The organism is Vreelandella sp. 21 (assembly GCF_050995515.1).
GTDB lineage: Bacteria > Pseudomonadota > Gammaproteobacteria > Pseudomonadales > Halomonadaceae > Vreelandella > Vreelandella alkaliphila.
In genome coordinates this window covers 2,523,451-2,546,161 of sequence record NZ_CP194673.1, presented here as the reverse complement: position 1 = coordinate 2,546,161, position 22,711 = coordinate 2,523,451, and the positions used below count along the sequence as shown (strand labels likewise).

Annotated in this window: 13 protein-coding genes and 4 pseudogenes; 14 read left to right on the top strand and 3 right to left on the bottom strand. The window is 50.4% G+C overall.

All coding sequences use genetic code 11. The features are described from left to right. Nucleotides 1-18 precede the first annotated feature (18 nt). Nucleotides 19-672: pseudogene (locus tag ACN06F_RS11895) on the bottom strand (IS3 family transposase); the annotation flags it as partial. A 45-nt stretch (nt 673-717) separates the two neighbouring features. Here ACN06F_RS11895 and ACN06F_RS11890 point away from each other — a divergent pair. Both ACN06F_RS11890 and ACN06F_RS11885 read left to right on the top strand, forming a co-directional pair. Continuing rightward, on the top strand, nt 718-1,611 hold the full coding sequence (locus ACN06F_RS11890) for a sulfotransferase family 2 domain-containing protein (RefSeq protein ID WP_433923968.1): 894 nt from the start codon (nt 718-720) through the stop codon (nt 1,609-1,611). 104 nt (nt 1,612-1,715) lie between these two features. Continuing rightward, a pseudogene (locus ACN06F_RS11885) lies at nt 1,716-2,005 on the top strand (transposase); the annotation flags it as partial. Here ACN06F_RS11885 and ACN06F_RS11880 read toward each other — a convergent pair. Next, nucleotides 1,987-2,610 (bottom strand): annotated as a pseudogene (locus tag ACN06F_RS11880) (IS110 family transposase); the annotation flags it as partial. The pseudogenes ACN06F_RS11885 and ACN06F_RS11880 overlap by 19 nt on opposite strands. Nucleotides 2,611-2,695: 85 nt before the next feature. Between ACN06F_RS11880 and ACN06F_RS11875 the strand changes: the two are divergent. Continuing rightward, nucleotides 2,696-3,013: pseudogene (locus ACN06F_RS11875) on the top strand (integrase core domain-containing protein); the annotation flags it as partial. Between the two features lie 41 nt (nt 3,014-3,054). Here ACN06F_RS11875 and ACN06F_RS11870 read toward each other — a convergent pair. After that, nucleotides 3,055-4,782: an SLC13 family permease gene (locus tag ACN06F_RS11870; RefSeq protein ID WP_433923967.1), complete on the bottom strand. Its 1,728-nt coding sequence runs from the start codon at nt 4,780-4,782 to the stop codon at nt 3,055-3,057. 139 nt (nt 4,783-4,921) lie between these two features. Between ACN06F_RS11870 and ACN06F_RS11865 the strand changes: the two genes are divergently transcribed. The 11 genes from ACN06F_RS11865 to ACN06F_RS11815 all read left to right on the top strand — a co-directional run bounded on the left by ACN06F_RS11865 (nt 4,922) and on the right by ACN06F_RS11815 (nt 22,704). Further along, nucleotides 4,922-5,734: a helix-turn-helix domain-containing protein gene (locus tag ACN06F_RS11865; RefSeq protein ID WP_433923966.1), complete on the top strand. Its 813-nt coding sequence runs from the start codon at nt 4,922-4,924 to the stop codon at nt 5,732-5,734. A 143-nt stretch (nt 5,735-5,877) separates the two neighbouring features. Next, nucleotides 5,878-6,780: a sulfate adenylyltransferase subunit CysD gene (gene cysD, locus ACN06F_RS11860; protein ID WP_038485914.1), complete on the top strand. Its 903-nt coding sequence runs from the start codon at nt 5,878-5,880 to the stop codon at nt 6,778-6,780. Beyond that, nucleotides 6,780-8,684 (top strand): sulfate adenylyltransferase subunit CysN, encoded by a 1,905-nt coding sequence (gene cysN, locus ACN06F_RS11855; RefSeq protein ID WP_038485911.1) that lies wholly within the window; start codon nt 6,780-6,782, stop codon nt 8,682-8,684. Before cysD ends, cysN begins: the two co-directional genes overlap by 1 nt. A 97-nt stretch (nt 8,685-8,781) precedes the next feature. Next, complete coding sequence (gene cysQ, locus ACN06F_RS11850; RefSeq protein ID WP_095603274.1) at nt 8,782-9,552, top strand: 3'(2'),5'-bisphosphate nucleotidase CysQ; 771 nt, start codon at nt 8,782-8,784, stop codon at nt 9,550-9,552. Nucleotides 9,553-9,891: 339 nt separating this feature from the next. Next, on the top strand, nt 9,892-11,739 hold the full coding sequence (gene glmS / locus ACN06F_RS11845) for a glutamine--fructose-6-phosphate transaminase (isomerizing) (protein ID WP_095603273.1): 1,848 nt from the start codon (nt 9,892-9,894) through the stop codon (nt 11,737-11,739). Between the two features lie 229 nt (nt 11,740-11,968). Beyond that, complete coding sequence (locus ACN06F_RS11840; RefSeq protein WP_433923965.1) at nt 11,969-12,181, top strand: hypothetical protein; 213 nt, start codon at nt 11,969-11,971, stop codon at nt 12,179-12,181. 97 nt (nt 12,182-12,278) lie between these two features. Next, nucleotides 12,279-13,622: a phosphoglucosamine mutase gene (gene glmM / locus ACN06F_RS11835; RefSeq protein ID WP_433923964.1), complete on the top strand. Its 1,344-nt coding sequence runs from the start codon at nt 12,279-12,281 to the stop codon at nt 13,620-13,622. Nucleotides 13,623-13,694: 72 nt separating this feature from the next. Next, a complete protein-coding gene (locus tag ACN06F_RS11830) occupies nt 13,695-14,861 on the top strand; it encodes a nucleotide sugar dehydrogenase (RefSeq protein ID WP_038485898.1) in 1,167 nt (388 codons plus the stop codon). Between the two features lie 28 nt (nt 14,862-14,889). Continuing rightward, nucleotides 14,890-18,036 carry a glycosyltransferase gene (locus ACN06F_RS11825; RefSeq protein ID WP_433923963.1) on the top strand — a complete coding sequence of 1,049 codons (3,147 nt, stop codon included), beginning with the start codon at nt 14,890-14,892 and terminating at the stop codon, nt 18,034-18,036. Between the two features lie 9 nt (nt 18,037-18,045). Next, complete coding sequence (locus ACN06F_RS11820; RefSeq protein ID WP_433923962.1) at nt 18,046-20,355, top strand: glycosyltransferase family 2 protein; 2,310 nt, start codon at nt 18,046-18,048, stop codon at nt 20,353-20,355. 36 nt (nt 20,356-20,391) lie between these two features. After that, entirely contained in the window at nt 20,392-22,704 is a 2,313-nt protein-coding gene (locus tag ACN06F_RS11815; RefSeq protein ID WP_433923961.1) for a glycosyltransferase family 2 protein, read from the top strand. Nucleotides 22,705-22,711 lie beyond the last annotated feature (7 nt).

The following is a 22,711-nucleotide window of genomic DNA, read 5'->3' as shown; positions in this document are numbered from 1 at the left end:
TCAATTCAAATGTAGTGGTCAAGTGAAACTGGCCACCGGTTTATAGTTAATCCAGTACTTTTCTTCTACCTGATTCCGACTCATCCCGTCGTTATGCTGGCGAGGTCTAAGCTGGCTGTAATACCCGATTAAATAGTTCGCGATATGATGTTGGCCCTGTAAGAAGGAGCAATAGCCATACGTCGGCACCCACTCAACCTTTAAACTCCTGAAGAGCCGTTCCATTGGCGCGTTATCCCAGCAGTTTCCACCTCGGCTTGAACTTTGTTTTATCTGGTATTTCCAGAGCGTCTGACGAAACCTACGGCTCGTATAATGGCCGCCTTGGTCGCTGTGGAAAATAACCGGATTTCATAGGCCATCTTTAATGCACTACTGGTAAGCTCATTATCCGGCGACAACCACAGTGCCCAGCAAATTGGTTTTCTAGCAAATAAGTCCATAACAACGGCTAGATAAGCCCATCGATGACTAGTCCAGATATACGTGACATCGCCACACAGCTCGATTGGGCGCTACAACGTTAAACTGATGCTCTAAGTGGTTCGATATCTCAACATGCTCATCACCTGTTTTCTTGTAGGTGTGCCCATGAACTTGGCGGCTAACTAAACCAAGCGATTCCATCAAGCGGCCAGCGCGATAGCGGCTTAATGATACAAATTTCACTGTGCCACTACAAAAGTCCACTTTGATAAAGCGTGGAGAAATATTATTGTGATATATAAACATAAAAAATCCTATCCAATAAAAGATCAATTTTCACCTGATTTTTTATTCGAGAATAATGATGAAGTGTCTTTTTTTTATACATATATTCGAAAGAATGCCTCAACCTCATTCAAGAAGCTATTTCAAGTTTTGTATCCTGGTGCTTGCCCAGGTGATATCCCTTCTATTGGTTGCATGATGCAGCATGCGCGAGTGGAAGGATTGGTACCGGGGGAAGTTAACCAGCGCTTTGCTACCAAGTTGTTCGTCTATAGGGACCCAATTGATAGGGTTTTCTCAACCTATAAGAATAAGATTATTCAGCAGGACGGTGCTGAAGACTTGTTGAGACGGCTTGAAAAGGTGGTGGGGCGCGATCCCGCATTGCTGACGTTTGACGAATTTGTACAAGAATATGTGTTACTGCTCGAAACCGAGCGCTGGGAAGAGGTTGATGGGCATCTTTACCCACAAGTGTGGCACCTCTTACCGATTACTTACAACAAGGTAATCCGGATGGATAATGTCTATAAAGAGATGCTGGATCTGCTGCCTGTCGAATTATGTAACCAGTTGTTCAAAGAACCTTCCAATAGTACCACCAAGGGTAGTTTGCCACTCCCTTGGGCAGACTCTGATTGCCCAGCTGTCTACTTCCGCAAGAAATATGCTGAGAGTAAAGCGTTACCTACACTTAAACAGATATTAACTTCTGCAACAGAAGCACGTTTGCGAGAGGCTTATTCAGAAGACTATCAGATGATTGCTGAAGTAGAGGGTAAGTCTTTAGGTTCATCACCTGCTAATGTCTTAGACTTTAATTTTTCTACCGCTTTACCTGAGGAGAGACTAGAAAAAGCACTGGGCCTAGACTTCTCCTTACCATCAAATAGAGGTTGATGACCTGTGAGAAATTGTGTCTTCTGTGAGTGTAGATTCGACGTCACCCCCAGATTGAGTAGCGCTACACTTTAGAGTCCGATCCTATGCTAAGGAGACTGGACATGAAGAAGCGTTTCAGCGAAGAACAGATCATTGGCTTCTTGGGCGAAGCGGAGGCGGGACTCCCCATCAAGGAGCTATGTCGTCGGCACGGTTTCTCGGAAGCAAGTTATTACCTTTGGCGCAGCAAGTTTGGCGGCATGAGTGTCCCCGATGCCAAGCGACTGAAAGAGCTTGAAGCCGAAAATGGACGCCTGAAAAAGCTGCTCGCGGAGTCGCTATTGGAGATGGAGGTCACTCGCGAGGCGCTGAGAAAAAAGTGGTGAGCGCCCCGGCACGTCGCACGAAGGTCGTTTTCTTATGGCGCGTGATGCTTAGAGGGGTGGGGAATTTGAGTAAGAAACGGCAAAACCACACGGCACGGGTGCTGTTAAAAAACCGCTCCATTTCCGGAAAAAAGAGAGCGAGGTAATGATTGAATAGGCTATGTTGACAGCGGGATCTAGCGAGTGAAATTTGATAATACGTATTCGCAAGCTCCTGAATATCTAACATTTCATTTGCTAACGGATCGTAGAATGGATGCATCATGCGCTGCTGCATCAAGTACATGATGACCCGCGCGTCTTTCTTGTCGTTCTTATCCCAGCTTTTAAACAACATTTCACGCGCTCTGGCGCAGGCTAAAGACGACACCATATGGCACAAGGCACCTTGAGACCTTAACCAATAGGCAATATTGCGATGAAAGTCAGCCGTTGGCTCAAAAGCCACCAGAACATCTTCGGCAGGCACTTCTGCTGCATTAATGAGGCTCCGATAACCCACTAACGTGTTAGGAAACTTAAACACTTTCGTACGGCCTGACGGCCATAAAATGACCGTAACATGGGACATTTTGGCAATGTCGATGGCGATCAATACCTTTCCAGCACTATTTTTCACGTTGTCAGCCATTTGTATATTTCCTAAAATCAATGATGGGCATCAGAGATTTTGGTACAGATGACTGGCTCCAACCTGCTTATTCAGCAAGTACTATGGGAAGGAGTTCTGCGGACGCGCCATGCTGACGTGGGCTCATCAACGTGGTGTTGCCTTGTTTTTAATCGAACCTGGAAAGCCCAATCAAAACGCCTACATCGAATCGTTCAACGGGCGTTTTAGAGACGAATGTCTAAATGAGCACTGGTTCACCAGCCTGCATCACGCGAGAGTCATCATCGAGGCGTGGCGACGGGAATACAACGAGGAAAGACCGAAGAAAGGACTGGGAGGATTAACGCCTTCCGCCTATGCCGAGCAACTGGTTTTAAAACACGATAAAGTAACGTCAGACTCTAAACCCGGGTGCTACTGAAGATGGGGTGACGTCGGGTGCACTCTGGCAGTGGCCCTAACCTAAAAAGGAAACACCATCGGGGTAATCACTAAGACTGCGGCTGAGTAAGTGATGCTAACGGGTAATCCAATCTTGAAGAAATCAGTAATCTTATAGCGCCCCGGTGAATACACCATCAAGTGGGTTTGGTAGCCAAAGGGAATTAAAAAGCAGGCGCTGGCACCGTAGGCAACCGCCATCACAAATGGCAAAGGGTCGGCACCAAAGGCTTGGGCGGTGCTCCAGGCAATAGGGAAAGCCAGGGCGGCAGCGGCGTTATTGGTAACTGTTTCGGTTAGCAATAGGGTTAGTAGGTAGCAACCAATAAAGGCAGCGTAAACGCCGTAACCGCTAAACATCCACTGCATTCCTCCAGCCAGAACAGCGGCGGCTCCTGAGTTTTCTAACGCTTGTGCTATTCCTAAGGCAGAACCAATAATCAGCCAAAGTTCAAACGGAAAGCGGCGGCGTAATTCTGCCAGGCTAATCACTTTTAATAGCAATAGGCCGCCCAGCAACAGTAGCAAACCATGAAACAGCGGCAGTAAGTTCGCCGTCGCCAGTGCGATAACTGTTGCAAACCCACCTAGCGTAATAATGCTCTCTTTTCGCGTAAGCTGCGGGCGTGTGAAGCTGCCGCTGAGCAGATGAAAGTTACGGTCTATGTTGCGGTGTTGGCGAAAGTCGGCGCTTACGGCGAGGAGCAAGCAGTCGCCTACACGCAGGGGGATTTTGCCAAGCTGACCCTCCAGACGTTTGCCGCCACGGCGTATGCCGACAACCCCTGCACTAAACATACTGCGGAAATCGACGTCCTGTAGAGTTTTGCTAGAAAGTTCTGATTCGTGTGAAATAACCACTTCTACTAAATTGGTGGCTAGCAAGTTATCAGCTTGATGACCAAATAGATTGAGCCCAGGAAAGCGTTGTAGTGCCTGAACTTTGCTCACTTCTCCAGTAAAAACGAGCGTATCGGCCGCTTGAAGGCGTTCTTCTGGCGCAACGGGGCTGATTAAGCGGCCTTGGCGTTCAATTTCCAATAGATAAAGCCCATTTAGGCTTCTTAAGCCGTTCTCTTCAATACTCTTGCCAATCATCGGTGAGTCGGCTTCTACATCTGCAGCAAGAAAGTAGGAGAGCTTTTCGTCGGTGTCTTCCAAGCGATGGTGAGGTAGGGCATTCGCCCGCCATAGCAGTATGCATAGCGTGATTAATGCAACGGGCACCCCCACTAGGCTGAATTGAAACATGCCTAGCTCACTACCGCTGGCGCTAAGATTAAATGAGTTCACCACCAAGTTAGTGGATGTGCCTACCAGCGTAGTGATCCCTCCTAAAATCGAGGCGTAAGAAAGCGGAATTAATAGCCGTGATGGTGCAATGCGCTGTTGGCGGGAAATAGCCCCTAAAAAAGCTGCAACGACTGCGGTGTTGTTCAAAAATGCAGAAAGCACCGCGGTGCTTCCCATTAGCCGGGCCGTGGCTAAGCGGGGGTGGCCTTTGAGTAAGTGGCGGGAAAGCCAGTCCAGCAGTGGCGAGCGCTCTAATGCGAGTGACACCAATAGTAGTAAGAGTAGCGTAGCCAATGCGGGGTTGGTGTATTGCATTAGCAACGTGCTGGTATCAACAAACCCAAACAGCAAAAACAGGCCTGCAAGAGTAACAAAGGCAATCGCAGGCTTAACTTTTCCGCTGATTAACAGTACCAGCAATACAACTATTGATAACAAAACGGCCCATGGGGTCATGTTAATCCTTACAAAACATAATTCATGTTAGAAACTTGCTGGATTCTACGCGGGCTTTTATGATGGTGTCTAATAATTGCCAACGATAGCGTTATGTGTTGTTTATTAATTGTTTTCAATCAAAGGTTTATGCTCAATATTGGCCATTAAACATTTATCGCCTGAATTGCTAAACGAACGCCGTAAGCAGGCGGTTAAGCTTCGTTTAGACGGCCATACCGTTGCGGTAGCCTGCCAGCAAACAGGGCTTTCTGCGCCGACCGTTTCGGCTGCTTGGAAAGCTTTTCGTGAAGGCGGCTGGGCAGCGGTGCCCGTCAAACCCCGCGGGCGTTTAAAAGGTCAGGCTAACGTCCTTGGGGCAGATGTCCAGGCGCTTTTGTGGCAGGCGCTTTATCAGGAGCCACAAAATAGTTTATTGCACCTAGCACCAGGTTGGAGCAGTGCTGGATTGGCTGAATGGCTTAGTACGCAACACGGCGTTGTGCTATCTCAGCGGGCGATTGAACACTGGTGGGAAGCGCAAGGGTTGAAGCATAAGCCTTGGAAATTTGAGTACTTAACAAATAGCCACCTAGCAAATAACTACCTAGCAAAGCAGCGTTCCCAAGAGGGGCGTTGGTTTCGCAGCGCGGTGGCTCCCGTTTTTACCAAGCTGAAAGATGCGGACCAACGTTGGCAAGGTGGTGTTCGGCGGGTGGCTCGTCCATCTGGTTCTGTGTACCAGATTTATTTGCATGGTCCCAGGGGGCGGTTATTAATGCGTTGCTTTAAAAAGCCGCCTGAAGCGCAAGATTACTTAGTGGTATTTGGTGCATTAAATTCATCCGGTGCTGCTGCTCTGGTATTTCATGGGGCTTTGCTTTCAGCTAGCCCAGAAGTGACTGACTGGTTAGCGCAGCAGCCTGCGTTTTGGCTAGTGCCAGTGCCTGCTGATTTTACGCTTCCCATATAGGGCTGTGTTAATAGGGCTGTGTTAATAGGGCTGTGTTAATAGGGCCGCACTAGTTGCGTAAATTACTGAAGTTAAGGGTTTTTAAGTCAGCGCCCCGAGTGGCCACTTGAGAACGATTTTTTCATATAACATTGGGATAGATGATGACATCACTCACCCATCTGCAGCGTCTGGAAGCAGAAAGTATTCAGATTATGCGCGAAGTGGTCGCCGAGGCTGAAAATCCAGTCATGCTGTATTCCGTCGGTAAAGATTCTGCGGTTATGCTGCACTTGGCACGTAAGGCGTTTGCGCCTGGACCACCGCCGTTTCCGCTCTTGCACGTAGACACGCGTTGGAAGTTCCGCGCGATGTATGAATTCCGCGATAAAATGGCCGAAGAGATCGGCATGGATCTTCTGGTGCATATCAACCCGGAAGGGATCGAGAAAGACATCAATCCGTTTACGCACGGCTCGGCGATTCACACCGATGTGATGAAAACTGAAGGCCTGAAGCAAGCGCTTGATAAGTACGGGTTCGATGCGGCCTTTGGTGGTGCTCGTCGTGATGAAGAGAAGTCTCGTGCCAAAGAGCGCGTGTTCTCTTTCCGCTCTGCTCAACACCGTTGGGACCCGAAAAATCAGCGTCCTGAGCTGTGGAAGCTGTACAACACGCGTAAGAACCCTAAAGAGTCTATTCGTGTGTTCCCCATCTCTAACTGGACCGAGCTGGATATCTGGCAGTATATCCATCTGCAGAATATTCCCATTGTGCCGCTTTACTACTCAGCAGAGCGCCCGGTGGTTGAACGCGATGGTGCGTTGATCATGGTGGACGATGAGCGCATGCCGCTGGAGTCGGGTGAAGTCCCGATGATGCGCAAGGTTCGTTTCCGTACGCTTGGGTGCTACCCCCTAACAGGGGCGGTGGAGTCTGAAGCCGATACGCTTCCGGCCATCATTCAAGAAATGCTGTTGACCAAGACGTCAGAACGTCAGGGGCGTGTGATTGATCACGATAGCGCTGCCTCCATGGAGAAGAAAAAGCAAGAGGGTTACTTCTAATGTCGCATTCATCTGAACTCATTGCCGAAGACATCGAAGGTTACCTGAAGGCCCACGAGCATAAAGGCCTGCTGCGTTTTATTACCTGTGGCAGCGTCGATGACGGTAAAAGCACCCTGATTGGCCGCTTGCTGTTTGAATCTAAACTGCTCTTTGAAGATCAGTTGGCTGCTATTGAAGCTGACTCTAAAAAGTTCGGTACTCAGGGCGGCGACATGGACTTCGCGCTGCTGGTTGATGGCTTGGCAGCAGAGCGCGAGCAAGGCATCACTATCGATGTAGCGTATCGCTTTTTCTCCACCGAAAAGCGCAAGTTTATCGTTGCTGATACGCCTGGGCATGAGCAGTACACTCGTAACATGGTGACCGGTGCTTCCACGGCAGACGCTGCTATTTTGATGGTTGATGCGCGCCACGGCATTTTGACACAGACTCGTCGCCACAGTTTTTTAATGTCTTTGATGGGCATGCGGCATGTCGTCGTTGCCATCAATAAAATGGACTTGGTAGATTACTCTAAAGCGCGTTTTGACCAAATCGTTGAAGAGTACCGTACGTTTGCCAAACAGCTCGGTTTGGAAAATATTACGTTTATCCCCATGTCGGCATTGAAAGGCGATAACGTTATTGAGCCAAGCCCGCACATGCCTTGGTATCACGGCACTACGCTGATGGGCTATTTGGAAACCGTAGAGCTAGATGCAGAGCATTTGCAGCGCTCTCCCTTCCGGATGCCAGTGCAGTGGGTTAACCGTCCTAACCTGGATTTCCGTGGTTTCAGTGGCATGGTATCAAGTGGTGTTGTTCGCCCTGGCGATCAGATCCGTGTTCAGCCTTCTGGTAAAACCAGTACGGTGTCACGCATCTACACCTTTGATGGTGACTTGGATGAGGCGGTGGCAGGCCAATCGGTAACGCTACTGTTGGAAGATGAAATTGATATCTCCCGGGGTGATGTCATTTCCGGTGTAGAGCAGCCTGCGCATACGGCTGATCAGTTCGAAACAACGTTGGTGTGGATGCATGAGGCGCCGCTGCTGCCGGGCCGCCCCTACCTAATGAAGCTAGGCACCCAGATGGTGTCAGCGACCGTTACCGATATTAAATATCAGGTTAACGTTAATACGCTGGAACACACGGCTGGCAAGCAGCTTGATTTGAACGGCATTGGTATCTGCACGATTAGCCTCAACCGTGCGGTTGCTTTTGATGCTTATCAAGATAACCACGATACCGGTGGCTTCATCCTGATTGACCGTATGACGAATAATACGGTGGGTGCAGGTATGCTGCATTTTGCCCTTCGTCGTAGCCAGAATATTCATATGCAACACGTGGATATTGATAAGCAGGCACGTGCGTTGGCGAAGAGCCAGAAGCCCGCAGTTCTGTGGTTCACAGGTCTTTCTGGTGCTGGTAAATCAACGATCGCTAATTTGGTTGAGAAAAAGCTATTTACTCAGGGCCAGCATACCTACTTACTGGACGGTGATAACGTTCGTCATGGTTTAAACCGTGACTTAGGCTTTACCGATGCTGATCGGGTTGAAAACGTGCGCCGTGTAGCTGAAACCGCCAAGCTGATGGTTGATGCCGGGTTGATCGTTATGTCTGCGTTTATTTCGCCTTTCCGCAGCGAGCGTCAACTAGCGCGAGATTTGCTGGAAGCGGGTGAGTTCATCGAGATTTTTGTAGATGCGCCGCTTGATGTAGTGGAGGCCCGGGATCCTAAGGGGCTTTATAAAAAGGCCCGTCGCGGTGAGCTGAAAAACTTCACGGGCATTGATTCAACGTATGAAGCACCTGAGTCACCAGATATTCATCTGAAAACTTCAGAAATGAGTGCCGAAGAAGCGGCTGATAGTGTGATTAAGGCATTACGGGAGCTTGGTCTGATTAGCTGATCTCCACGCAGTGTAGGTTAAACGCGTAATGTAAATACTGATAAGCCACCAAGCAGCTAGTCGCTGTTTGGTGGCTTAATCATAAGGAAATGACAAGATGATTGATCAAGCGTTATTGGATTCTGTGGAACGTATTGCTCGTGAAGCGGGCGATGCCATTATGGCGGTTTATGCACGCGAATTTAGCGTGGAAGAAAAAGAAGACAAAAGCCCATTAACTGAAGCGGATCAAGCTGCCCATCATGTGATTATGCGCGGCCTGCAAAGTCTTCCAGTGCAGTTGCCAATACTCTCTGAAGAAGATGCAGAAGGCTTTGCCGGGGTAGATAGCAATGGTCGCTATTGGCTGGTAGACCCGCTTGATGGCACAAAAGAGTTTATCAAGCGTAACGGCGAGTTCACCGTTAATATTGCGCTGATTGAAAACGGCAAACCCGTGTTGGGCGTTGTTACCGCTCCGGCGCTTGAAACCGCTTATGTCGCCGCTGAAGGTTTAGGTGCTTTCAAGGTGGAAGCGAATGGCGAGCGCCACGAAATTCGTGTTGCGGGCGAGCCGGAAGCTGCTTCCTCTTGGCGTGTTGTGGGTAGTCGCTCGCACCCCAGCCCGGATTTAGCAGCGTGGCTTGAAAAGCTGGGTAAGCATGAGATGCTGCCCATGGGTAGTTCGCTTAAACTATGCTTAATCGCAGAAGGAAAGGCCGATGCTTACCCCCGTTTAGGCCCTACCTGCCTTTGGGACACCGGCGCCGCTCATGCGGTCGTGCTTCAAGCGGGTGGCCGGGTTGAAACGCTAGAGGGCAAACCGCTTAGCTATGCCAACCCCAGCGAAAAGCTCAACCCATATTTTATTGTTTGGGGAAATGCGTGAAGGGCATGTTTTGAAGGGCATGTTTTAAGGCCATGTTTTAAGGCCATGTTTTGAAGGACATGCTTTGAAGGCTGAGCCATGGGGAGTGTAAGATGCTCCCCTTTAAGAGGCCGTTCATGGGATACTTTCCATGATCGGTCTTTATACAGGCAATGATTGGTCTCTTGTGACTGTTTTTTGAGACGGGTTTTTGAGACTGGTCTTTGTGACGGATCTTTGTAAACAGTCCTTTGCAAATGGCCTTTTGCTAGTCGTTTTTTGCAAATGGTTCTTTGCACATGGCTCTTTGCATGCGAGTGAAAGCCATCGTCGTTATAAGTCGTTATTAAAGGATTGAGTATGTGCGGAATCGTCGGCGCCATTGGCGCAATGGAATGTACCCCGTTTTTGCTTTCAGGCTTGAAAGTGCTTGAATACCGCGGCTATGACTCTGCTGGGTTAGCCGTGCTAGATGCATCCGGGACTTTGGTGCGCGCCCGTGCTAAAGGCCGCGTGTCTGAACTGGAAGCCCGAGTTGCAGAGAAGGGTGCAGTGGGTAATGTGGGCATAGCGCACACCCGTTGGGCAACGCACGGTGTTCCTGCTGAACGTAACGCTCATCCGCATATTTCTAGCGGGTTAGCCGTTGTGCACAATGGCATCATTGAAAACTATGAAACCCTCCGTGAAAAGCTTCAGGGGTTAGGGTACGAGTTCACTTCAGACACCGACACTGAAACCATTGCGCACCTCATTCAAGCCTGCTTTAAAGGCGAAATTGGCGAACCAGCGGAAAATCTTTTTTCTGCAGTGCGTTGTGCTGTGGCGCAATTGCAAGGCGCTTTTGCTCTGGCAGTGGTAAGCGAAGAAGAGCCGGATTGCTTAGTGGTGGCTCGTGAAGGTTCGCCGCTGATGCTAGGTATTGCTGATGACGGCCACTATGCCGCTTCAGATGCCTCGGCGCTGCTGTCTGTCACTCAGCGTATGATGTACCTGGAAAATGGTGATGTCGCGCGCTTAACGCGTGACTCGATCACGTTGGTTGATGCGCTTGGCCAGCCCGCTCAGCGGGAAGTGATTACCTCTAGCCTTTCTGCGAATGCAGTTGAGCTAGGCGAGTTTAATCACTACATGCAAAAAGAGATGTTTGAGCAGCCCCAGGCATTGGGTAACACGCTGGAAATGCTGAGCGGTGCAGGCCAGTTGCAGCCGGGTATTTTTGGCGCAGAAGCGCAAGGCGTTTTTGAGCAGGTAGATTCCGTATTGATTCTGGCCTGTGGTACGTCTAGCTATGCGGGTATGACGGCTAAGTACTGGATTGAGCAAGTCGCCGGTATTGCGTGCCATGTTGAAATTGCTAGTGAGTACCGTTATCGCCACAGCGTAGCGAATCCTAATCAGCTCGTCGTGGTTATTTCTCAGTCGGGCGAAACCGCTGATACCCTCGCCGCGTTGCAGCACGCTAAATCAATGGGGCACACCCATACATTGGCGATTTGCAACGTACCTGAATCTGCCATTGTGCGCGAAACGCTGTTGCGCTTTATTACCCGTGCTGGCCCGGAAATTGGTGTTGCCTCTACGAAAGCCTTCACCACCCAGCTCAGCGCACTATTTTTGCTTACGCTGTTGTTGGCAAAAGCGAATCAGCGGCTAGATGAAGCAGATGAAAAAGCCTATTTGGATGAGCTGCGCCACTTGCCCATCGCGGTTGAAAAAGTGCTGGCGCTAGAGCCAAGCATCAAGGCGTGGTCGAAGCATTTTGCCAATAAGCATCATGCGCTGTTCTTAGGCCGTGGCCGCCACTTCCCGATTGCGTTGGAAGGGGCGCTGAAGCTGAAAGAAATCTCCTATATCCACGCAGAAGCTTACCCTGCTGGGGAACTGAAGCATGGCCCGTTAGCATTAGTTGATGCAGATATGCCAGTGGTGGTGGTGGCGCCTAATGATGAGCTGCTTGAAAAGCTAAAAGCTAACATGCAAGAAGTGAGCGCCCGTGGCGGTCAGCTTTATGTGTTTGCTGATGGTGGTAGCGCTGTTAAGCCGAGTGAAGGCGTTAATGTACTGGTGATGCCAGAACACTACGGCCTGCTTTCGCCCGTGTTGCACGTGGTAGCACTTCAGCTGTTGTCTTACCACGTAGCGCTGGTTAAGGGCACGGATGTAGACAAGCCCCGTAACTTGGCGAAAAGCGTCACCGTAGAGTAAATCCAGGGGCGGCTTCGCCGCCTTCGCGGGTGCCTCATTCGCTCGTTCCTCGCGAGATTCGTTACACCGCGCTACAAACGTATTGAATGCACAGGTTTTGTAGCGCGGCGTAAGCGTCAGCGCACCCGCGTGGTAGAGCTGGGTGTGGCGGGATTTGGTGCCGTTGGGCGTTGTTCTGCCGTCTTTCGCGTCGGGCCGCCGCTGAGGGTGCCTCATTGGCTTGTTCCTCGTGAGATTCGTTACACCGCGCTACAAACGTATTGAATGCACAGGTTTTGTAGCGCGGCGTAAGCGTCAGCGCACCCGCGCGGTAGAGCTGGGTGTGCCGGGATTTGGTGCCGTTGAGCGTTGTTCTGCCGTCTTTCGCGTCGGGCTGCCGCTGAGGGTGCCTCATTGGCTTGTTCCTCGCGAGATTCGTTACACCGCGCTACAAACGTATTGAATGCACAGGTTTTGTAGCGCGGTGTAAGCGTCAGCGCACCCTCGGGGGGCTCACCATTCACTTTTCATTATTCACCACTCACTATTCAGGTTTTGACATGCGTAAATATTTTGGCACCGATGGCGTTCGTGGCCGTGTTGGCGAATTCCCCATGACCCCAGACTTTGCAATGAAGCTGGGTTGGGCCGCTGGCAAAGTGCTGGGGGCGGAAGGTATTAAAGAAGTGTTGATTGGCAAAGATACCCGGGCCAGTGGCTACATGTTGGAGTCTGCGTTGGAAGCGGGCTTTTCAGCGGCGGGCGTTAATGTGGCGCTGGTTGGGCCTCTACCTACACCGGGTGTGGCGTACCTTACTTCTACCTTCCGTGCAGATGCCGGGGTAGTCATCAGCGCTTCTCATAACCCGTTTGACGACAACGGTATCAAAATATTTGGGCAAGGGGGCTATAAGCTAACTGATGCCCAAGAGCATGAAATTGAAAATAAGCTCCATATTGCCCTGGAAGGCGGTATGGAGTGTGTAGGTTCAGAAGCATTGGGTAAAGCGCGCCGTGTAGACGATGCCGCTGGCCGTTATATCGAATACTGCAAAGCCGTGCTGCCCAGCACATTAAGCTTGAGCGGGCTGAAAATTGTAGTGGATAGCGCGAATGGTGCTGGCTACAAAGTAGCGCCTGCTGTTTACAAAGAGTTAGGTGCTGAGGTTGTTAGCATTCATGACCAGCCTAACGGTGTGAACATTAATGCGAACTGTGGTGCGACCTCTATGCGCAGCCTGTGCACAGCCGTATTAGAACACGAAGCCGACCTTGGTATCGCGTTGGATGGTGATGCCGATCGTCTGATGATGGTTGATCACACGGGGGCCGTCGTTGATGGCGATGAGCTGCTATTTTTGTTGGCGAAAGATGCCAAAGATGCTGGTTATACGGGCGGCATTGTTGGCACCCAGATGAGCAACCTGGGGCTTGAGCAAGCATTGGCTGCGATTGAAGTGCCTTTTGTGCGCGCAAAAGTAGGCGACCGCTACGTGATGGAGCAGCTAAAAAATACAGGTTGGCGCTTAGGCGGGGAAGGCTCTGGCCATTTGCTGAGCCTGGACCATGCCTCTACGGGAGATGCGGTGATTGCTTCCCTGCGCGTGCTGACTTCATTGCTCAACCAGGGCACAACGCTCCACATGGCTAAGCAGGGCATGAGTAAGCTGCCCCAGGTGCTGGTTAACGTGCGTTTTAAAGCCAGTAAAAACGAAGACCCACTTGAAAGTGTGCCGGTTAAGAAAGCGCTTACCGAGGCGGAAGATAAGCTCGCTACCAATGGCCGTGTGCTGCTACGTAAATCAGGCACTGAGCCGTTAATTCGCGTGATGGTAGAAGCGGGTGATGCGCAGTTGGCGAAATGGTGTGCAGAGCATATTGCCAAAGCGTTACCCACTGGCTAACCTGACGGTTTTTAGTTAAGCGTTTTAAATCAATAGTCTGGCATCGTATGTAACGACTTTAGGTGAGGTTGGATGAAAATTGCAGTCGCTGGCACGGGCTACGTGGGCCTTTCAAACGCGATGTTATTGGCTCAGCACAACGAGGTGGTGGCCGTTGATATCGTTCCTGAAAAGGTCGAAAAGCTAAATAACCGTGTTTCTCCGATTGAGGATGCTGAGGTGACAGCGTTTCTTGAGAGGGAGGACTTGCACTTTACGGCAACCCTGGATGCCGAGGCCGCTTACCAAGGGGCAGATTTTGTCATTATTGCTACCCCGACCGACTACGATCCAGAAACCAACTACTTCAATACCAAAAGCGTTGAGGCGGTGATTACTCAGGTAATGCGTATTAACCCTGATGCGGTGATGGTTATTAAATCTACCGTGCCTGTCGGTTATACCGCGGAAGCCGCCGAACGTTTTAACACACAAAACCTGTTGTTTTCTCCAGAGTTCTTACGTGAAGGAAAGGCCCTGCACGATAACCTCTATCCTTCGCGAATTATTGTGGGTGAGCGTTCCGAGCGTGCAGCTGTCTTCGCCGAGCTACTAAAGCAAGGGGCGGTTAAGAAAGATATCGATGTTCTGCTGACTAACAGCACGGAAGCTGAGGCCATCAAGCTGTTTGCTAATACTTATTTAGCGATGCGCGTGGCGTACTTTAATGAGCTGGATACCTATGCGGAATCGCATGGGTTGAATGCTAAGCAGATTATTGAAGGTGTAGGCTTGGATCCGCGCATTGGTAAACACTACAACAACCCAAGTTTTGGTTATGGCGGCTATTGTTTGCCGAAAGATACCAAGCAGTTGCTGGCCAATTATCAAGATGTGCCTAGCAACATAATTCAAGCTATTGTTGAGGCAAATCGTACCCGTAAAGATTTTATCGCAAAATCCGTTATGCGCCGAAACCCAGAAGTGGTGGGCGTGTACCGGCTGATTATGAAAACTGGCTCTGATAACTTTCGTGCCAGCGCTATGCAGGGTGTGATGAAGCGATTAAAGGCTAGGGGTATTGAAGTGGTGGTCTATGAGCCGGCGCTTGATGCAGATGAGTTCTTCAATTCTGAAGTAATGCGCGATTTAGATGTGTTTAAACAAAAAGCCGATGTGATTTTGGCGAACCGCATGGTGGATGAGCTGCAGGATGTAGCGGATAAAGTATATACCCGTGACCTGTTCGGCAGCGATTAAGCTTAGTGTGTTTTGATAATAGGTTGCCATGCTCTCTTTTTTAGCTAAGTGGTTACGTAAGGCACATACCGGTAAATCACTTGCCAGTGCCCCCCTTAAAAGTGCTTCTAAGGGAGGGCTTAACCAAGGGCTTAATAATGAGCTCCTTGATAACGATGCCTTTGATGCCCAGTGGTACCTGGCTGCGTATCCAGATGTGGCCAAGGCCGGTATCGACCCTTGGCAGCATTACCAGCGCCATGGTAAGGCAGAAGGGCGCTTACCGTGTCGCAATCAAGCCATTGGCTGGGGGCACGCGTTGTGGCGTGGGGCTGAAGCCGTTGTGTTGCCACGCTTGCAACGTTTACTTACTGCTAATAATGCAACGCCACTTGAGCGCTTAACCGCTCGTTGGGAGCTTGCTCGGTGGTACGCCTGGCAGGCGAACTGGTCAGCGGTGTTAGAGGTTCTGCTGCCGGAAGGGAAACTTCCGAATTTTGGCTTTGCTGGCCCGGCATTGCTGGTGGTAGATGCTTGCTGCCAGCAGTCTGACGACTCTTCTCAGTGTAAAAGCGCGTTAGCTCAGGCGCTCGTGTTTTTAGAAGCACATTATCCAGGCCATGCTGATACCGCGTTAGCCAAGGCGAATGCGTTCAGTTTATCGAAAGAACGGTTAACCCCAGACACAGATCTGGAGCGTTTGGCGGTAATTAATCGCTATTTTCAAGCCCAGGGATTGCAGCCAATTACCTTGGCTGACCCCGAACAGCCGCTGCATTTGTATAATCTAGCGCCTGACTATTCCGATACTGACTTCGGTGGAGGCTTATCAAGCGGTAGTGGAGCTACTCCTCACCATTCACCTCACACCACTCACCCTTTACCCTTCACTCCTCACGTGAGTGTCATTATTCCGCTGTATAACGCGGAACGTACGATTACGATGGCGCTAACTAGCTTGTTTTGCCAACGCGACGTGCGCTTGGAAATTATCGTGGTGGACGATGCTAGCCCCGATAGCAGCGTTGCTAAGGTCGAACAGCTTCAGAACAGTTTGCCGCCAAATATAGAACTGGTGTTGCTGCGTCACTCCCATAATCAAGGGGCTTACGCTGCCCGTAATACGGGTATGGCGGCGGCCACTGCTCCATTTATTACCACCCACGATAGCGATGACTGGTCGCATCCTCAAAAGCTTTCGCTGCAATGCCGGGCGTTAATGGAACAACCAGCCATAAAAGCCTGTTTGTCTCACTGGGTGCGGGTAACTCCTGAGCTTATGTTCCACCGTTGGCGGTTGGATGAGTACGGCTGGGTGTATCCAAACATGTCGTCGCTGATGTTCCGTCGTGAGGTGTTTGAAGCCCTGGGCTATTGGGATGGGGTAAAGGTCAATGCGGATACTGAATGGCGCTGGCGGGTAGAAGCCGCCTTCGGTGCAGGCAGCGTTAGTGACGTGCTGCCAGGCATACCGCTTTCCTTTGGGCTCGCCGATGGTGGTTCGTTAAGCCAGCATGCCTCGTCTCATTTGGTGAGCCAATTCACCGGCGACCGTTTCCGCTATATGCAAGCGGCAGGGCGCTGGCATCAGTCGGCACAGGAGTTGAAACAGGGGTTGAGACAGGGGTTGAGACAGGGGTTGAGACAGGAGCTGAATATGCCTATCGCGCCTACGGAGCGATTATTTACCGCTCCGGCAGGCATGCTTCGAGAGACGGCTCCTCCGAATCCCCCGCCAAGTGAGTTTGAGCTGGTGAGTGAGTCTGGCTTGTTAGATGCGGGCTGGTACCTTACCCGCTATATCGATTTGCAACAGACGCCGGTAGAGCCGTTAAGCCACTACATGGAAAGTGGTGCAGGCGAGGGGCGTGATCCTGGCCCAGGTTTTTCGACCTCTGGTTATATGCGCCGTTATCTGGAGGTTGCAGAAACTAACCTTAATCCGCTGGCTCATTTTCTAAGTGTGGGGCAGGCAAAGGGTTATCAGCCACTGCCCGAATGGCAGGGTAAGCGGACTTTTGCAAACCGGCCTACCGTAATGCTATGTGCTCATCAGGCGGGCAGTACGCTGTTTGGCGCAGAGCGCAGCCTTCTAGATGTGCTGGACGCGATGGGCGAGTTGCGTTGGAACGTGGTGGTGACACTCCCTGAAGCTAACAACGTGGCCTACGAACAGGCATTGCTAACGCGTTGTCGTGCACTGGTCGTAATGCCCTATGGTTGGTGGCAGATGGGCAAACAAGCCGACCAAACAACGGTAGCCCAGTTTGAAGCGCTACTATCTCGCTATAACGTTAAGGCACTGCATGGCAATACGGCGGTGCTGCATGAGCCATACCTCGCGGCAAAGCGTGCAGGTATTCCTTCCCTTGTGCATGTGAGAGAACTGCCTGCCTTCGATGAGAGCTTATGTGCATTGCTCGGGGCGACGCCGGATGAGCTAGTGAACCACGTGCATCAGCTTGCGGATGTCGTCATCGTAAATTCTCAGTGTGTGGCTGAAGCGTTTGCATTGCCTGGCTCGTCTGCGCGTCTTGCGATCGTACCTAACACCATTGATATGTTGCCCTTGCTTGCACTGCCAGACGTTGACTTTACTCAGAAAAGCGGCGTTCGCGTGGGTATGTTGAGCAGTAATGTGGCTAAAAAAGGTTTGAAAGATGTAGAAGCAATGGCGGGTCATTTATCCACCCTGGCCCCAAGGGTTGAAGTAGTGCTATTTGGTGCGCAAACGCCCGCTATTGATGACCTGCTGCGTCGTCAAACTCAAGGCAAAGCGCCTACTAATATACGTTTTGCGGGCTATGTGGAAAATCCTGAGGCAGCCTTGGCTCAGCTGGATATCGTGGTGAACCTATCTCGTTTCCAGGAGTCTTTTGGCCGTACTGTGTTAGAAGCGATGGCCGCGGCTAGGCCTGTTGTGGCGTATGATTGGGGCGCATTGGGTGAGCTTGTCGTTGCTGCTGAAAATGGCGATGCGACTACTGGCATATTAGTTCCCTTTGGTGACTCATTGATGGCTGCCCAGCAGGTGGCGATGTTGGCGAATGATCCTGACCAGTGCAGGCAGCTAGGGCAGTCTGCTCGACACCGTGCACAAGCGTGCTTTAGCGCCACTGAGCTACGCAAGGCTTTAGCCAGCGCCTACGCACTCATCCAGCGCGATGAATTTTCTGATCTGGTATCGAATGACTAGGGGTTTTATTTGAAGCTTGCGATTGCTGCCATTGTTAAAAATGAATTAGACAGCTTGGTTGAGTGGCTGGCGTTCCATCTTGCGGTGGGGGCCAGCCATTTTTTAATGGCTGATAACGACAGTACTGATGGCACGAACGAATTCTTGTCGGTGCTTGCTGAGCAGGGCCTGGTAACACTGATTTCAGTGCCAACAGGAGAGACGCCTCCCCAGTTGCCTGCTTATCAAATGCTTTTAGAAAAATGCCCTAAAGGCATTGATTTAGTTGCTTTTATTGATGCTGATGAGTATTTGTTGCCGAGTCTTGAAGGGCAAACACTATTGGCGTGGCTAGAAGAGCGCTTTATTTCGCCTGACGTTGGCGCGCTAGGCTTGAATTGGGCCTGCTTTGGTTCCAATGGCGCAAAATTCCGTGAGGATGGGTTAGTTATTGAGCGCTTTACTCAGCGAGCTAATCAGGAATTCGGCCCCAATCATCATTTTAAAAGCGTGGTTCGTCCACGCTATGTTAAGCGCTTTGATAACCCTCACTATGCACGTTTAAAGCGTGGTCATTATATTAATAGCCTGGGACAACCCTTAGTCCCACGTGTAAACCAGCAAGGAAAACCGTGGTTTGGGTTAAGTGAGCATGTCACCTGGGAAGGTGCTCGCATTAACCACTATTTAGTGAAATCAGTTGAAGAGTTTGTGTTGGGTAAATCCAAACGGGGCAGTGCCACAACAGCTAACTATCATAAGCAGCGCGACTATTTTATGCGCCATGATCGCAACGATGTTGTGTGTCATTTAGCTGCTGAACTCGCGCCTAAGGTCAAAAAACAAATGAAATGGTTGCAGCAGCTTGCTGATAAAAAGCAAGCCATTAGCGGCTCGGAGACCAACGAGCAGGCTAGTAAAACAGTTCCTACTGAGCCCTCTTCTGGCTCGGAGTTAACCCGCTGGCTGAAACGCCGCCTAAAAGAGTGGTCTTCCACTACCACAAGCGAACATCCACCCATAGAACGCTGGGCGCTGGATTATCCTTCAGAGCAGCGTGGTTCGCGCTTTCAGCCTTCTGGGCGGGTAGTTCAAGGTTGGCTGCTATTGCCGGAAAGTCTCATAGAAATGCATTCACAAGTTCGCATTGTGGCTGAGTGGCAGTCTGCTTTTGAGCTGTGCCATCCCCTTGAGATTGATCGCCCTGACGTCATTAAGAATATTTTTTGTGTGTCGGCGGACGATCACCCCCAGCGCGTATGTGGTTTTCGTTTTACGGTTCCCCCTAAGCTTGGCAGCTTTCGTTTATGGTTGGCACTTGAGGAAGCGCGTTGGCTACTGCAAGAAGTAACGGTTGATACTCAAGACGTGGAATCCGCAGAGCAACTGAAAGTGTTGCAAGGTAAGCAAGGTTGGCTGTTTTTGGATAACGACACTAATGGTAGCGTTGACCAGTTTATGGGGCGTATGCGCCTGACAAAAGCTGGCATACACGGTTGGGATAATTATCTCCATCAGCTTGAAAATGTTGCTGGTGAATTTCCTTGGGCATTGCTAGTGGCGCCTTCTAAAGAAAGCGTTATGGGGGCAAGCTATCACCCACGTGAAGAGGGCGCTTCTGGTCCCATGCATCAGGTGCTTAGTCTTAGTGCTTCTGATGGGGTGGTTTACCCTGTCAAGGAACTGAAAGCCTTGGGGGATGGAGCGTTTATTCCTACTGATACCCATTGGACCCATCAGGGGGCGTTGGCCGCAACGATTGCGCTAGCGGTGAAGCTGGGTGTCGAAAAGAAGGCCTGCATGGCGCTGTTTAAAAAAGATCGTTATAAAAATAGAGCGATGGGCGGTGATCTCGGTAATAAGCTAACCCCTAAGCAGACATCTAGCGTTGATGTGCTGGTTTCTTTTAGTCATTCTCGCTATAAAACCTACGATAACGGCTTGCCCAACTTTGGCCGACTACTGGTTATTGAGTATCCAGAGGCCTTGATGGCAGGCACGTGTTTGATTTTTGGTTCTTCCTCTAGCTACTCGATGTTTAACTATTTATGCCGTGTGTTTCAGCGCATTGTATTTGTGCATAGCGCGGGCAATGTAGATCCTGACCTAGTAAAAGCGGTTGCTCCAGCGTATTTAGCAACTCAGACCAATGCCCGTTTTGTGGTGCAGATACCGACGGTTACCCATAATCTGGATGAGGTGATTCACCAAAAGTGTGCACAGCTGGACGAGAAGGCGTTTGAAGGTGTTCATGAAAAGCGTATCATCGCATCAAATGATTATCTTCAAACCTTGGGGTTGCTGCGCTGGGAACAGATTGCCAGCAGCCATCTTGTGTAAGTGTTGCCTTGGTGGCGGAATGGGTTAAGGATGGCGATGAGGCAACATATTGTCAGTTTAAAAGAAATGATGGCTGCTATTGGAAGGCACAGTGCTGTGCCCTCTTTTTGGCGGCGTAATCCCAGTATTCGTGTGGCCGCTGCACCTGCCTTTAAAAGTGAAGCAGCAGCAAATGTAAATACGCCCGTAAAGGCAAGTACCTACTGTGTTAGTGAAGGAGAAAAGCCTCTTCCCGGCTGGAATATGCTAGAACTGGACGGGCTAGGGGCAGATGCCCATGGCGCGGCCACGATTCTTTTCTATACCCGTAAAGGCATTCTCGAAACATCCGTCTCGCTGCGCCCTGGTAAGACCACTAAGCGAATTCTTTGGGTGCCGCTTGGGGTGAAAAAAATTGCCTTTTCGTTTCTCGCTAGTGAAGCAGCGTTGGCAAACTTAACGGCAGAGTGGGTGTGGTTAACACCTTGGTTCGCCCGAAGCCGCTTGGCGCGACGGTTGATCAATAACCACGTCAGTTATAAAGGCATGAGAACGCGCGACGTTGTGCGGCACTTTCACATTGAATCCGTTGCCCAAGGCCGCAATTGGCGTCGAATTGCCTTGGCGGAATATAACCAAACCCACGCAAAGCAGCATGTGTCTGAAGATTATGCGCGTTGGGTAAGTACCACCGAGAAAGAGACTGTTGAAGATCCTCAATCGATTATTGCGGGCCTGAAAACCGCGCCGCTATTCTCGATTATCATGCCGGTTACGCTGAGTGATTTAGAGCAGGGTGAAGCGCCTTTCATTGCCACCATTAACTCTTTAAAAGCACAAAGTTACTTTTTTTGGGAAGTCTTTATTGTGCTTTCCGCTGAGATCACCGATGCGCAGCGAAAAGCGTTAGAGCGTTATATTCCCACCACTAGCCGTATCAACTTGATCCATAGTTATCATCGCACCTTGGCAAAGTTAGACCATCAAGGGTTCATTCAAACCCAGGGCGATGGGGTCATGCGAATTAGCTGGGGCGACCAGTTAGCGAAGGAAGCATTATGTCAGCTGGCAAAAGCCTGGAATGATCATCCTGAGGCACAGCTGTTTTATAGTGATGAAGATGTACTGGGAGCAGATGGCAAACGCTGCAAGCCAAATTTCAAGCCTGGCTGGAATCCAGATTTGTTGCTTTCGACCAACTACATTGGTCGTGTAGCGCTCTACAAACGGCGGCTGCTGTGGCAACTGGAGTCTGAGCAGACGGATTTGCTGTCTCATCTGACCAGCCGAGCTGCGGTTGATTATGCACTAGCACTCACCTTTATGATGTGGAAAGTGACTCACGGTAACGAAAAGTCGGTGTGTCATTTGCCTGCCATGTTGTATCACCGTAGTGAAGACTTTCCTCATCCGCTTCACCAGCAGGATGCTATTTCGTTGGTCAGCAGCGTATTGAAGCAGCAAGTGGCTAGCGCAAAAGCGGTAGTACACCCTGGTTTGTTGGAAAGCTCAGTGCGAATTGAGTGGCCAATTCCTAATCCCGCGCCGCTAGTGAGCTTGTTAGTGCCTACTCGTAATGGCGTTGATATTTTACGACCGTGTGTGGATGCCATTTTAGAGCGCACCGCCTACACCCATTTTGAACTGCTGATTCTAGACAACCAGAGTGACTGCCCGGAAACCATTGCCTACATGGATGACGTAGCGAAGCGCGACCCGCGTGTTCGTGTATTGCATTGGGATCATCCGTTTAACTATTCAGCGATCAATAATTTTGGCGCGGCGCAGTCCCATGGCAGCATCATTGGGTTGATTAATAATGATGTAGAACCAGTCAATGAGCATTGGTTAACCGAGATGGTAAGTCAGGCCTGCCGCTCTGAAATTGGCTGTGTCGGGGCTAAACTCTACTACCCAAACGGTATGCTGCAGCATGGTGGGGTAATCCTTGGTTTGGGAGACGTAGCAGGCCATGCGCATCGCTTCTTCCCGCGTGAAAGTGATGGTTACGCTGGTCGTTTGAAGTTGGTCCAGAACTTATCTGCGGTGACCGCTGCTTGCTTGCTGCTGCGCAAGAATGTGTTCAATAACGTGGGCGGCTTAAACGAGAAGAAATTAAGCGTTGCCTATAACGATGTTGATTTGTGTTTAAAGGTTAGGCAAGCAGGTTACCGTAACTTGTGGTCTCCGTTTGCTGAACTTTACCACCATGAGTCTATCTCTCGCGGTGCCGACGATACACCTACTAAACGCGCCCGCTGGCTGAGTGAAGTTGCTTATATGCGCCGTACCTGGGGTAAGCACCTAGACAGCGACCCCGCTTACAATCCCAATTTAACGCTTGTGCATGAAGATTTTTCGCTCAAGTGAGGGGGTA

Bases quoted from the DNA above. Each gene is read 5' to 3' on its own strand.
- ACN06F_RS11830 (WP_038485898.1), top strand. From the start codon at position 13,695: ATGAAAATTGCAGTCGCTGGCACGGGCTACGTGGGCCTTTCAAACGCG.
- ACN06F_RS11815 (WP_433923961.1), top strand. From the start codon at position 20,392: ATGAGGCAACATATTGTCAGTTTAAAAGAAATGATGGCTGCTATTGGA.
- glmM (WP_433923964.1), top strand. From the start codon at position 12,279: ATGCGTAAATATTTTGGCACCGATGGCGTTCGTGGCCGTGTTGGCGAA.
- cysN (WP_038485911.1), top strand. From the start codon at position 6,780: ATGTCGCATTCATCTGAACTCATTGCCGAAGACATCGAAGGTTACCTG.
- glmS (WP_095603273.1), top strand. From the start codon at position 9,892: ATGTGCGGAATCGTCGGCGCCATTGGCGCAATGGAATGTACCCCGTTT.
- ACN06F_RS11825 (WP_433923963.1), top strand. From the start codon at position 14,890: ATGCTCTCTTTTTTAGCTAAGTGGTTACGTAAGGCACATACCGGTAAA.
- cysQ (WP_095603274.1), top strand. From the start codon at position 8,782: ATGATTGATCAAGCGTTATTGGATTCTGTGGAACGTATTGCTCGTGAA.
- cysD (WP_038485914.1), top strand. From the start codon at position 5,878: ATGACATCACTCACCCATCTGCAGCGTCTGGAAGCAGAAAGTATTCAG.
- ACN06F_RS11870 (WP_433923967.1), bottom strand. From the start codon at position 4,782: ATGACCCCATGGGCCGTTTTGTTATCAATAGTTGTATTGCTGGTACTG.